The following is a 12,794-nucleotide window of genomic DNA, read 5'->3' as shown; positions in this document are numbered from 1 at the left end:
ATAAATTAAACATTTTACTGCTCTTCAAAGTCAAAAAAGGCGCTAAACCTAGCGCCTTTTGTGTTATCAAAAATAAATGATAACGAATTTTATTCCATCCACTCAGTATGGAAAACACCGTCTTTATCGGTACGCTTATAAGTGTGAGCACCAAAGTAGTCACGCTGCGCTTGGATTAAGTTTGCAGGCAATACTGCTGAACGGTAGCTATCATAATAAGAAATAGCGGCGGAGAATGTTGGTGTTGGAATACCATTTTGTACGCCATAGCAAACAACATCACGCAGTGCTTGCTGGTATTCGTCAGCGATTTGCTTGAAATATGGAGCTAACAGCAAGTTGGCAATTTTCGCATCTTGGTTATAGGCGTCCGTAATTTTTTGCAGGAACTGCGCACGAATAATACAACCAGCACGGAAGATTTTTGCGATTTCACCGTAGTTTAAATCCCAATTATACTCTTCTGATGCCGCTTTTAGTTGTTGGAAGCCTTGTGCATAAGACACAATTTTACCTAAATACAGCGCACGGCGAACTTTTTCAATAAAGTCTTTTTTATCACCTTCAACCGCTTTTAGGACTGGACCTGTTAATACCTTAGATGCCGCAACACGTTGATCTTTTAAGAAAGAAATATAACGCGCAAAGACAGACTCAGTAATTAAAGTCAGAGGGATGCCTAAATCCAGCGCACTTTGGCTAGTCCATTTACCAGTACCTTTATTAGCGGCTTCATCGAGGATCACATCAACGAGATATTTACCCTCTTCATCTTTTTTCTTGAAGATATCAGCTGTGATTTCAATTAAGTAGCTGCTCAGTTCACCTTTGTTCCACTCAGCAAAGATACCTGCTAATTCTTCGTTACTGAGGTTCAGTGAACCTTTTAATAATGAATAGGCTTCTGCAATTAACTGCATGTCACCATATTCGATACCATTGTGAACCATTTTCACATAGTGGCCCGCACCATCTGCACCAATATAGGTCACGCAAGGTTCGCCTTCGGCTTGTGCTGCGATTTCTTTTAAGATTGGCGCAACTAATTCATAAGCTTCTTTTTGGCCACCAGGCATAATTGAAGGACCTTTAAGTGCACCTTCTTCACCACCTGAAACACCAGTTCCGATGAAATTAAAGCCTTGCTCGGATAATTCACGATTACGACGGATAGTATCAGTGAATAAGGTATTACCACCGTCAATTAAGATATCCCCTTTGTCCAGATGAGGAGTCAGCGAGGCAATGGTTTTGTCCGTTGCTTCACCCGCTTTTACCATCAACAAGATGCGGCGAGGTTTTTCCAGAGAGTCAACAAACTCTTCAATCGTATAGTTGGGAACTAATTTTTTCCCTGGATTTTCGGCAATCACTTCGTCTGTTTTATCTTTAGAACGATTAAAGATAGACACTGAGTAACCACGGCTTTCAATATTGAGCGCAAGGTTACGCCCCATGACTGCCATTCCGACAACACCAATCTGCTGCTTTGACATGAACAACTCCTGTCTGATTAGGACTAAGTCAGCCTCGACCGTGCTGACATTCTGTTAACGGGATCACATATTAACCTAGGATTGTGTTGCATGGTAGTTATTGATGCAATCGATGACGTATACAGGGCCATTTTTGTCAAGAATTGTCCAATTAACGTGATTTTTTATTGATATTTCGTTCAACAAACCGCATTATTCACTCGTCGGTATAAGCCGTCATATCAGAAGGTAAAACAAACTGTATGGAATGGATCGCAGATCCTTCGATTTGGGCGGGCCTCGCTACCCTAATCGTTCTAGAAATCGTTCTTGGTATTGATAACCTCGTCTTCATCGCCATTCTGGCCGATAAGCTCCCGCCAAAGCTGCGTGATAGAGCCCGTGTAACTGGACTTTTATTAGCCCTGATTATGCGTGTTGCGCTTCTATTTAGCCTGTCATGGCTCATTACCCTCACGAAACCGATATTAACTCTCTTTGATCACGCCTTTAGTGCTCGAGACTTAATCATGTTAGTGGGTGGTCTATTCCTCTTGTTTAAAGCCACAATGGAGCTAAACGAGCGGTTGGAGGGGAAAGACGAACATGCCAATACCCAAAGAAAGACATCGAATTTCTGGGCTGTTGTTGCACAAATTATTGTTCTTGATGCCGTATTCTCATTGGACTCAGTGATCACCGCTGTCGGTATGGTTGACCATATCGGTGTAATGATTGCTGCTGTAACCATTGCGATGGTATTAATGATTTGGGCAAGTAAGCCGCTAACAAGCTTTGTTAACCAGCACCCAACCATTGTCATACTGTGTTTAAGCTTCTTATTAATGATTGGTTTCAGCTTAGTTGCCGAAGGTTTTGGTTATGCCATTCCTAAAGGTTATCTATATGCTGCAATTGGCTTCTCTATCATGATTGAAGTCCTAAACCAATTTGCCCAATTTAACCGTCGTAAGTTCCTAACAGGCTCTCGCCCATTACGTGAGCGTACGGCAGAAGCTGTATTACGTATTCTTAGCGGTAATAGTGAGCGTGGGGAATTAGACCCCCATACTTCTGACCTTATCGCTGATAATCAGTCGGTTTTTGATCCCCAAGAACGTTTGATGATTGCTCGCGTACTTGGCATGGCTCAGCGCAACGTTGAAAGCATCATGACTTCACGCCATGATGTGGACTATCTCGACATTAGTAAATCTTCTGCAGATTTACTGCAATTAATGGAGAAGAACCCACACTCACGTTTAGTTGTCATTGATGAAACTATCAGCGATGAACCTGTCGGTGTTGTACATGTGATGGATTTGGTTAAACAGCAATTAAAAGGCCAGCCATTAAACTTGCGTGCGTTGATTACCCAGCCGTTGATCTTCCCTGAAGGGTTATCACTGTTAAAAGCACTTGAGCAATTCCGTAAAGCCCATACTCACTTTGCTTTTGTGGTGGATGAGTTTGGCTCTATCGAAGGTATTGTCACATTGACCGACGTGATGGAAACAATCGCGGGTAATTTGCCAGTGGGTGATGAAGAAAATGACTCACGCCATGACATTCAAAAACTGGATGATGGCACCTGGATAGCCAACGGATTTATGCCACTTGAAGACCTTATCATGTTTATACCGATGGAATTGGATGATAAGCGTGAGTACGAAACGATTGCTGGTCTTTTAATGGAACACTTACAACGCGTTCCAGAAGTGGGGGAGCAGATCACCATCAATGGTTGTATCTTCCAACCATTAGAAGTAAATAGCCACCGCGTCAATAAAGTATTAATCACGCCACCAGCCCCTGAAGGGGATGGTTATGAGTATGAAGATGACTAATTAGTTTTATTTCTTTACTACAATACCGGCCTATAGAGCCGGTATTTTTTTGTCTAAAAACCGCAGATATTATCCTTTTACCCGTTAACAATAAAAACAGTAGCGTTTTATTAAAGAAAATAACATTGAAACACTGAATAATTCATAGCATTAAATACACCCAAACTTTAATAAAGGTAATATCATGCCAAAACCAATTCAGAATTCAAACATAACACAGACAATGACTCATCATGTGAGTAAAAATACAAGTAAGTCATCGAAAGGTATAAGTGGACGCGCTAACAACGTTAGTAACAATAATCAAGAATGTCCTGTGACTACATCAGAAAAAACCGTTCATAAAAAAGACATTACAAAACTGAATAATAACGTTACAGCTGGATTAAGTAAGATTAAATCAAAACTGGACGCAATTCTAAGCGACAAAATATCTGCTCCTTTCCAAAATAATGTAATCAATGAATTAAAGGTAGAACTAAAGGCGCTAACTACATCAGTCAATAACTATCAAAATAAGTTAAATAGCTCTTCATACGCACATAATAGTTCAAAGCAGAAAACAATCACCACGCTAGAAACTAAATTATCAACAGTGACTGGAAAGATGAGTAAGGCAGAAAGAAACAATCAGTTTAATGTTATTAGAGATAAGCAAGTTCTTCTTGATAATACACAAAAAGCATCTGACTTAAGTCAGGGGAAAAAAACTCCATCCAAATTTGATGACCAGTAAATAAACACGACAAAGTAAGCCACCTATGTTAGGTGGCTACATGATGACATGAACCAAAGATACATCGATCATTACAATACGTTCAATAGATCATTCAGACCTTTATTTTCTTCTTTCTTTAAGAAATTACCAATGGCTTCTTTAGCTTGGGTCCGTAACTCATCACGCAGTAATTTTTCCACATCTAATTGGTATTTTAAATTATTCCAACCACCATAAATTCGCAATGGAATAGTCATTGCTTGCAATTGCTGGACTAAACGTGAATCCCCACCCCAGCCATTAGCAATATTCACCCCTAAATTGACATTAATGGTTTCATTAGGAATATTTATCCGACCTTGCCCGCTAATATTAACTAAAGCTGAGGTTGCATTCATGGAGGAAATATTCAAATTACCTTTATTCAATTTACCGGCCACAGTGAATAAATCAACTTCCGTGAAATTTCCAGAATTGACTGGTGCATTAATCTTGCTGGTTACTCTAGAAACGGATTGCTGAATTAATAGCGGGATATTCAGTCCCTGTAATTTTGCATTTCTTAACTCAAAATTAACAGGCCCTTGCCACTGGTTTTTCACTGCATTGTCATCATAACCCACACCTGATAACGCCGCATTTAACGAAATAACCCCACTCAATTTTTGTGGCATATTGAAGGCATTTAATAACGGTGTTAGGTCGATATTTTTTAAATCTGGTTTTGCTGAAACATAGGCAGGCGTTGAGCTGTAATTAAATGTCACGGGTAATGAAAATTCACCACCAAAGGCTTTACCTTGTAATTTTGAAACAGTTAAACGCGGGGTTTGGTTCTGCGCTTCAAAAATGACGTCATTTACTGTCATTCCACGATAAATCAAATGATTTATTCCTAAGCGAATATTCGCGGTAAAAGCCTTTAACCCTGATAAGTCATACTGTTGAGGATTAGAGCCTGAAATAACAGGTTTAACACCTACACGGTTATTATTCGTTTCTGTTTCTGAACCAACATTTACCGAAGTCGTGCCTAATAAGTTATCTAAATCCAGTTTATCTGCGGCTAGTTCAATCACAATTTGCGGTGTATCGGTTAATTGGATACTGACATCCCCTGATAAAGCGCTTTGATTGGCCGTTATTGCCAGCTTGCTTAAACTCGCACTTTCCACCTTCCCTTTGGTGTATAGAAAATCACTGGTTATTTGCCCTTCAATACCACTTTCTGGCAAATCGACACCACTCAGTTTATAGTCAAACTGTGTTAACTCTCCGCTAATCTTTTGATTAATATCTGATAAATCGATATCCGCACGTAAATTAAATGCGAATTCTTGTTGGTTTTTATTTAGATTTCCACTGAATTTAACAGCGACCTGATTTTTATCACTTTTCTTCAGTGATAAATCAATGTTCCGCAGGTTAAATTCATCTTTAGATGTTTGCCAAATAACTAAGCTATTAGAAATATTAATTTTTTCTATATCTAATAACCAGCTATTTTTTTCTTGTGAAGCCGTTGATGCCGGTGCTCCGCCAGGTGCTACAGGAGCGTTATGGTGAGTTTGGATTTCGCTATCTGGCGTTTTGCGGATAACAGCGCCATCGATAACAATTTGCTCAACAGAAAGCTTATGGGAAATGAGTGGCCATAACTCAACATCTAAACGCATATTATCGGCACTTAGAATAGGCTTAGCGGCATTCGGTGCGGTAAGGGAAATAGGCCCAGTAATAATGCTTAAAGTTGGCCATACATGCCAACGCATATCACCGTTGAATTCAAGTTGATAACCACTTTTGTTCTCTACTTGTTCAACAATATAATGACGAAAATCGTTCGGGTTCACTAGCATTACAAGTGTTGTTAGCCCGGCTACAATCACCACAAGTAAAATAATCAGTGTCGTCAAAAAACGTTTCATCCTTCCCTCTCTTAAATTCCGCTTGCGCTCGCCACAAAATGAACTCAAACCTATCCTTGAAAATGGGCGGAAATTACCTGTTTAATATCCATTAAACGTAACAATTTCCGCAAAGTTCAGCGATTATCAGTCTTCGCTGATACGGCTACCAACAGCACCTTGTTGGTTTTTATATTTAGCATCTTGTCGACTATTATAAGGTCGATCCGCACTGCCGGATAACGGCTCAAAGCTTAATGCGCCAATCACCATACCAGGACGCAACGCTAACGGCAATTTACCTGAATTGTAGAATTCTAGCACGATTTGCCCATGCCAACCGGGATCAATTCGGTGTGCAGTGACATGCACCATCAAACCTAACCTCGCTAATGAAGAGCGCCCATCTAACCAGCCTACAAGGTTATCAGGGAGCGTAACAGACTCTAGCGTCACTGCAAGTGCTAATTCCCCTGGATGCAGGAAAAACGGCTCATCTTCATCAAGAACAATTTCATCACTCATGACGCGATCTAATGCGGCATTAACTTCATCTTTAGGGCCACTCAGGTCAATAAATGCGGCCGTGTGTCCTCGAAAAACGCGGAATTGATTCCCCAAACGAACATCTGCAGTTGCACCATTGATTCGTTCAACTGGTGGGCGTGGACTAATCACTAATTTACCATCATCCATCCATTGAATAATATCGCGGTCACAAAGACGCATGGTTGTTTCCCCCTTCATTATTTTAATTTCTGCGCGGTCTAATCTTGACAGAATTCGCCAATTTTCGCTTTCAAGATATCAATCGCAACACGGTTTTTCCCACCGCGAGGTACAATGATATCGGCATATTGCTTTGATGGCTCAATAAACTGCAAAAACATTGGGCGAACCGTTTTATTATATTGGTCAATAACGGAATCAAGCGTTCTGCCCCTTTCATTAACATCACGTTTAATACGGCGCATCAAACAAATATCGAGCGGTGTATCAACAAAAATAGAAAAATCCATTTCACCACGTAAACGTTTATCTGTTAATAATAAAATACCTTCAATGATAATGACTTTCTTTGGTTTAAACGTGATGGTTTTTTGTTTGCGTGTATGAGCGACATAGTCGTATTGTGGAATTTCTACTGCTTTGCCACTTTTCAGTGATTTGAGATGTTCATAAAGCAAACTGTGGTCCATCGAGTTAGGATGGTCATAATTTACCTTAAGGCGTTCTTCCATTGGGATATCGGTTTGGTCTTTGTAATAACAATCTTCTGGAATAACACCGATATTATGATCACCGACCTGTTCCCTTAACTCACGGTATAACGTGCTTGCAATTAAGCTTTTGCCAGATGCAGAGGCTCCCGATATACCTACAATGGTACAGTGATGCGCTATGTCAGTCATAAAATGATAACCTGGTTGAATATTAGAAATGAAAATACACAACAGTAAAATGTCATGTTGGCGGAATTATAGGGGGTAATGGCGTGTTGTTCCAGCATACCTCAACAAAGTTCGCTAAAAAAACACCCATTTGAGAGGAAATACCGTAAATCGAAGCGGACAAAATGTCATTTATACTCTAAAACTGTTTTTTTCCTTCTAATACTGCAATTCGATTTTCAATCGAGGGATGAGTTGAAAACACAGAATCCCCTTTATTAAAAATATAAGCGGCTTTTCGGTAAGCTTGTCCAGTCGTGCTGTCATCATATTCATGGGTTTCATGGTTACCTGAGATTTTTTTCAACGCACTTATCATGGCTTGGTTATCTGAGGTCAAATCCACCGCTGCAGCATCCGCCATATATTCACGGGTACGAGATAAATAAAAATAGAGGATTTGAGTTATCCACGGTAAAACAAAATTCAGAACTAATAGGATCATTTGCGCTTTGTTCGCCGCATTATTGCGACTGCGCCCTGCTGTTCGAATAAAAATCTGACTAAATAAATTAGTCACAGTTAAAATTACGTTGGCCAGAATGCCAACATACAAGGTTAATTTCGAATCACCATGAATAATATGGCCAACTTCATGAGCAAGAACGGCTTGAACCTCTTGCCGATTAAGTGTCTGTAATAAGCCTCTTGTCACCCCCACAAGGGCATTACGATTATTCCACCCTGCGGCGAAAGCATTCGGTTCATCCGTTTCTAAAATATATAAACGGGGAATGTAGCCTAAACTGGCACTTAAACTTAATTCTTCAATAATATTGAAAAGTTGCTTTTCTTGGGGGCTGCTCGCACTTTCTTGGGTAATTTCTCTAGCATTCATCCCTGCTAACATCATTTTATGGCCTCTAAAATGAATATAAATTAGCCCAAGGAAAGTTAAGCCTAAAACAATCAATGTGGCGATAGGTAATTCATGAAATGTCACAAACATCATTGCATTATCGACTAAATCCAATTGTTCATTTGGATGCGTTGCAACATCAGCCAGTAAGCCAATAATTAGCATTAAAAAAATATAGCTCGCCACCACCAAACGTGTGCGAATATTATTTTTACGAATGACGTTTCTAAAATCCATAATGTGACCTGTTATCTACCGCTCATAAAATATCGGAACACCATAAGGCATTCCGATGATTTATCACTTCAAAGGCTAAGCGATTTTTAATCGAAATTAATACGACGTGATTCCTCAGTCTTAATGGTTTCTTCATCAAGACGCCAATATTCCTTTGAAATTTTTAAGCTAGGAATCATGCCAACAATTAGCGCTGCGGGCATAGAAGCAATATACGCATTATAAGTTTCTAATGAACGGTTATAACCACGTTTAGCAAATGACAATTTATTTTCTGAAGAAACGATTTCTTCTTGTAAATTTGCCATAATGGCATCTGATTTTAGCTCAGGATAAGCTTCAACTGCGACATTAATTGCCCCACTTGTCACCATTTTTGAAAGCGCATCTTCGGCTTCACGGGCTTTATCCCCTGTCGCATTTTGTGCTTGTGTTCGTAGCTCAGTAATTTTACTGAACACTTCGGTTTCATGGCTTAAATATTTTTTAACTGTTGCTAATAAGCTATCAAATACTTTCCCGCGACGATCTAATTGAACTGAAATCTCTGTTTCACTCGAAATAACAGCTTCTCGCAATGCAACGATACGGTTATAAAAATAAATAACGATCAGCACCACGACAACAATAAAAATTAAAAATTTCATAGTCACCTTTTCGGGTTACCCGTAGAAAGAAAACTGATTAAATAAAAGATGTGGCTATTCTACGCGAACATGACTCAATAAAGAAATGTTCCGCGAACAATTAAGAAAAATAGAAGGTTAAAGTCAACGTGTTTAGTAAAGAAAAGTATCAATAATAAATAAGGCTATCTAGTAGTAAAACTAAATAGCCTTTTTGCTTTATAACGGATTAAACTGCAATCGGTTAAACTGCACGGAAAGAAATTTCTGTTGGGATCTTGTCCCCTTCCCAATACATCAAGGCTGAAATACCTGAAGCAATTTCACGGTAGATATCTGCAAATTCACCTTCTGGATCACGCATGACAGTAGGCTGGCCACGGTCAAGGTCTTCACGTAAAGAGATATGCAGAGGCACCTGCCCCAATAATTTAGTATGGTATTTTTCGGCTAATTTCTCAGCACCACCGGTACCGAAAATTGGCTCAACATGGCCACAATTACTGCAAATATGCGCGCTCATGTTTTCAACAACCCCCAATACTGGGACATTGACCTTCTTAAACATCACGATACCTTTCATGGCATCAACCAAGGCGATATCTTGTGGTGTTGTCACCACCACCGCCCCTGTTACAGGGATGTTTTGGGAAAGTGTTAATTGGATGTCACCTGTTCCTGGTGGCATATCGATAACTAAGTAATCCAAATCAGGCCATAACGTGTCCTGTAGCATTTGCATTAATGCTTTACTTGCCATTGGGCCACGCCAAACCATGGCGTTGTCATCCGTTACTAAGTAACCGATGGAGTTGGTAGCCAAGCCATAGGCCATAATTGGCGCCATGTGCTGACCATCTGGGGAAGTTGGGCGTTCTAATGTTGTGCCTAACATGTTTGGAATTGATGGGCCGTAAATATCCGCATCCAAGATACCGACTTTTGCCCCTTCTTGTGCCAGTGCGAGCGCTAAGTTTACAGAAGTACTGGATTTACCAACACCACCTTTACCCGAACTGACGGCTAAGATATTACGAACACCATTAATACCCGGCAAATCATTTGCACGTTTTAATGTGGTGATATCGTGGCGCAGTTTCCATTCAACAGCGTGAGCCCCTGTTTGTTGCTTTAATTCAGCGGTTTTTTCACTAATTAAAGTTTGAAACGGCCCTTTCCAAACGAATGGCATAACTAATTCGACATGCAGCACGTTGTCCAACATTGCACAATGATGTAACGCTTTGATAGAAACCAAATTACGTTGCAGTGTTGGGTGTGTAAATGAAGCCAAAACTTTGGAGACTTGTTCAGTCAGCAGTTCTGGTTTGTTCTGCTCGGGGGATTTATCGTTCATCCCGGCTCCTTTATTTATATTTTTGAACTATGTATATCCTAGAATAAGTTACAGAAAATTGGGCGGATATACTTTGACTGAGATTAATCATAACAGAGAACAGGGAGAAAGTTATTATATCGAGATAGGAAAAGCCACGAAGAGGTAAAAATTCTTTTTCAAACAAATTTCCAATTAATATTTTATACCCCTAGCAGCGATGGTTTTGATCGGTTAACATCAAAGACCCTTTTCAAATAATGGAAGTAAGAAAGTTACTATGTCTCAAGTCGCGAATAAATTACTGGTAACCTGTGCGTTACCCTATGCTAACGGTTCAATCCATCTTGGTCATATCCTGGAACACATTCAGGCTGATATTTGGGTCCGTTATCAGCGAATGCGCGGCAAAGAGGTTCACTTTATCTGTGCCGATGACGCGCACGGAACTCCAATCATGCTTAAAGCTCAACAGCTTGGCGTAACGCCAGAAGAGATGATTGCAGCAGTGAACCAAGAGCATCAGAACGATTTTGCTGGTTTCGCCATTAGTTATGATAACTACCACTCCACACACAGTGAAGAAAACAAAGTTTTATCAGAGCTGATTTATGGGAAACTGAAAAATAACGGTTTTATTAAAAACCGCACTATTTCACAGCTTTTCGACCCAGAAAAAGGCATGTTTTTACCGGATCGCTTCGTTAAAGGCACTTGTCCAAAATGTAAAGCCGAAGACCAATATGGTGATAACTGTGAAGTCTGTAGTGCAACCTATAGCCCAACAGAACTGATTAACCCACGTTCAGTGATTTCTGGCGCCACACCTGTCATGCGTGATTCAGAACACTTTTTCTTTGATCTTCCTGCATTTAGCGACATGCTTCAAGCGTGGACTCGCTCAGGCGCGCTACAAGAGCAAGTCGCTAATAAAATGCAAGAATGGTTCGAATCAGGCCTACAACAATGGGATATCACCCGTGATGCACCTTATTTCGGTTTTGAAATTCCAGATGCGCCGGGTAAATATTTCTATGTCTGGTTAGATGCCCCTATCGGTTACATGGGCTCCTTTAAAAACCTGTGTGACAAACGTGGCGACCTTGATTTCGATGAATTCTGGAATAAAGACTCGAAAACAGACCTTTACCACTTTATCGGTAAAGATATCGTGTACTTCCATAGCCTGTTCTGGCCTGCAATGTTAGAAGGTAGCCAGTACCGTAAACCAACAAACCTATTTGTGCATGGTTATGTCACCGTTAACGGTGCAAAAATGTCTAAATCTCGCGGAACATTCATCACCGCGCGTTCATATTTAGATCATTTAGATGCCGACTGCTTGCGCTATTACTACGCAGCAAAACTGTCTTCGCGTATTGATGACATCGATTTCAATTTGGAAGATTTCGTCCAGCGCGTCAACAGCGACATCGTCAATAAAGTGGTTAACTTGGCATCACGTAATGCGGGCTTTATTGCTAAACGCTTCGATGGCAAATTATCGGCAAATCTGGCTGAGCCTGAGCTATACCAACAATTTATTGATGCAGCTAAAGTTATCGGTGAGGATTATAACAACCGTGAATATAACAAAGCGATCCGTGAAATCATGGCATTAGCCGATATCGCAAACCGCTATGTTGATGAAAAAGCCCCTTGGGTTGTGGCAAAACAAGAAGGTAAAGATCAAGAACTGCAAGACATTTGCTCGATGGGCATCAACTTGTTCCGCGTTCTGATGACTTACCTGAAGCCGGTTTTACCCGGCCTCACTGAGCGTGCTGAAGCCTTCTTAAATAGTGAACTGTCATGGGATGCGATTAATACCCCGTTATTGAAGCACAGCGTCGCTCCGTTCAAAGCGCTGTTTAACCGCATTGAAATGGCAAAAGTGGATGCGATGGTTGAAGCCTCAAAAGAGAGCATCAAACCCGTACAGCAACTTACAGGGCCACTTGCCGATGACCCAATTCAAGAAACCATCACTTTTGATGATTTTGCGAAAATTGACCTGCGAATTGCATTAATCAAGCAAGCTGATTTTGTTGAAGGTTCAGACAAACTGCTGAAATTACAATTAGATATCGGTGGTGAAACGCACCAAGTATTTTCTGGTATTCGCTCCGCTTATCCAGACCCTAAAGCATTAGAAGGTCGTTTGACGGTGATGGTTGCCAACCTCGCACCTCGTAAAATGCGTTTTGGTATTTCTGAAGGTATGGTAATGGCTGCTGGCCCTGGCGGTAAAGATATCTTCTTACTCAGCCCTGACAGTGGCGCACAACCCGGTATGCAAGTTAAATAACCCATACTTGCTCTAGTCTGTTATTCATCA

General features: G+C 40.5%; 10 protein-coding genes. 3 read left to right on the top strand and 7 right to left on the bottom strand.

What is annotated here, in order from left to right; all coding sequences use genetic code 11:
• Positions 1-89: 89 nt before the first annotated feature.
• Positions 90-1,496, bottom strand: coding sequence for an NADP-dependent phosphogluconate dehydrogenase (gene gndA / locus M0M83_RS06165; protein WP_125893308.1), 1,407 nt, complete (start codon positions 1,494-1,496; stop codon positions 90-92).
• Positions 1,497-1,738: 242 nt separating this feature from the next.
• Between gndA and M0M83_RS06160 the strand changes: the two genes are divergently transcribed.
• Both M0M83_RS06160 and M0M83_RS06155 read left to right on the top strand, forming a co-directional pair.
• The gene (locus M0M83_RS06160; RefSeq protein WP_213913475.1) at positions 1,739-3,322 is read left to right on the top strand and encodes a TerC family protein; all 1,584 of its coding nucleotides are present in this window, start codon (positions 1,739-1,741) and stop codon (positions 3,320-3,322) included.
• Positions 3,323-3,506: 184 nt separating this feature from the next.
• Positions 3,507-4,058 carry a hypothetical protein gene (locus M0M83_RS06155; protein ID WP_248467866.1) on the top strand — a complete coding sequence of 184 codons (552 nt, stop codon included), beginning with the start codon at positions 3,507-3,509 and terminating at the stop codon, positions 4,056-4,058.
• Positions 4,059-4,129: 71 nt separating this feature from the next.
• On the opposite strand, the gene asmA is transcribed toward M0M83_RS06155, so the two are convergent.
• From asmA to apbC, 6 genes are all read right to left on the bottom strand, one after another.
• Positions 4,130-5,968, bottom strand: coding sequence for an outer membrane assembly protein AsmA (gene asmA / locus M0M83_RS06150; RefSeq protein WP_248467864.1), 1,839 nt, complete (start codon positions 5,966-5,968; stop codon positions 4,130-4,132).
• Between the two features lie 126 nt (positions 5,969-6,094).
• Entirely contained in the window at positions 6,095-6,676 is a 582-nt protein-coding gene (dcd, locus tag M0M83_RS06145; RefSeq protein WP_004909269.1) for a dCTP deaminase, read from the bottom strand.
• Positions 6,677-6,714: 38 nt separating this feature from the next.
• On the bottom strand, positions 6,715-7,359 hold the full coding sequence (gene udk, locus M0M83_RS06140; RefSeq protein ID WP_125893316.1) for a uridine kinase: 645 nt from the start codon (positions 7,357-7,359) through the stop codon (positions 6,715-6,717).
• Between the two features lie 178 nt (positions 7,360-7,537).
• Positions 7,538-8,494, bottom strand: coding sequence for a zinc metalloprotease HtpX (gene htpX / locus M0M83_RS06135; RefSeq protein ID WP_213913472.1), 957 nt, complete (start codon positions 8,492-8,494; stop codon positions 7,538-7,540).
• A gap of 86 nt (positions 8,495-8,580) precedes the next feature.
• Positions 8,581-9,141 carry a LemA family protein gene (locus tag M0M83_RS06130; protein ID WP_125893320.1) on the bottom strand — a complete coding sequence of 187 codons (561 nt, stop codon included), beginning with the start codon at positions 9,139-9,141 and terminating at the stop codon, positions 8,581-8,583.
• A gap of 223 nt (positions 9,142-9,364) precedes the next feature.
• The gene (apbC, locus tag M0M83_RS06125) at positions 9,365-10,477 is read right to left on the bottom strand and encodes an iron-sulfur cluster carrier protein ApbC (protein WP_102138401.1); all 1,113 of its coding nucleotides are present in this window, start codon (positions 10,475-10,477) and stop codon (positions 9,365-9,367) included.
• Positions 10,478-10,736: 259 nt separating this feature from the next.
• Between apbC and metG the strand changes: the two genes are divergently transcribed.
• Positions 10,737-12,764, top strand: a complete 2,028-nt coding sequence (metG, locus tag M0M83_RS06120) for a methionine--tRNA ligase (protein WP_248467862.1) — start codon at positions 10,737-10,739, stop codon at positions 12,762-12,764.
• The last annotated feature ends 30 nt before the right edge of the window (positions 12,765-12,794 follow it).

Origin of the sequence: Providencia rettgeri (assembly GCF_023205015.1) — a bacterium.
Classification (GTDB): Bacteria; Pseudomonadota; Gammaproteobacteria; order Enterobacterales; family Enterobacteriaceae; genus Providencia; species Providencia rettgeri_E.
The sequence above is the reverse complement of the archived record's forward strand: the minus strand, read 5'-3'. Positions and strand labels throughout refer to the sequence as shown.

Excerpts from the sequence above, each read along its gene's own strand:
- htpX (WP_213913472.1), bottom strand. The coding sequence starts at position 8,494 with ATGGATTTTAGAAACGTCATTCGTAAAAATAATATTCGCACACGTTTG.
- M0M83_RS06155 (WP_248467866.1), top strand. The coding sequence starts at position 3,507 with ATGCCAAAACCAATTCAGAATTCAAACATAACACAGACAATGACTCAT.
- gndA (WP_125893308.1), bottom strand. The coding sequence starts at position 1,496 with ATGTCAAAGCAGCAGATTGGTGTTGTCGGAATGGCAGTCATGGGGCGT.
- dcd (WP_004909269.1), bottom strand. The coding sequence starts at position 6,676 with ATGCGTCTTTGTGACCGCGATATTATTCAATGGATGGATGATGGTAAA.
- apbC (WP_102138401.1), bottom strand. The coding sequence starts at position 10,477 with ATGAACGATAAATCCCCCGAGCAGAACAAACCAGAACTGCTGACTGAA.
- M0M83_RS06130 (WP_125893320.1), bottom strand. The coding sequence starts at position 9,141 with ATGAAATTTTTAATTTTTATTGTTGTCGTGGTGCTGATCGTTATTTAT.
- udk (WP_125893316.1), bottom strand. The coding sequence starts at position 7,359 with ATGACTGACATAGCGCATCACTGTACCATTGTAGGTATATCGGGAGCC.
- asmA (WP_248467864.1), bottom strand. The coding sequence starts at position 5,968 with ATGAAACGTTTTTTGACGACACTGATTATTTTACTTGTGGTGATTGTA.
- metG (WP_248467862.1), top strand. The coding sequence starts at position 10,737 with ATGTCTCAAGTCGCGAATAAATTACTGGTAACCTGTGCGTTACCCTAT.
- M0M83_RS06160 (WP_213913475.1), top strand. The coding sequence starts at position 1,739 with ATGGAATGGATCGCAGATCCTTCGATTTGGGCGGGCCTCGCTACCCTA.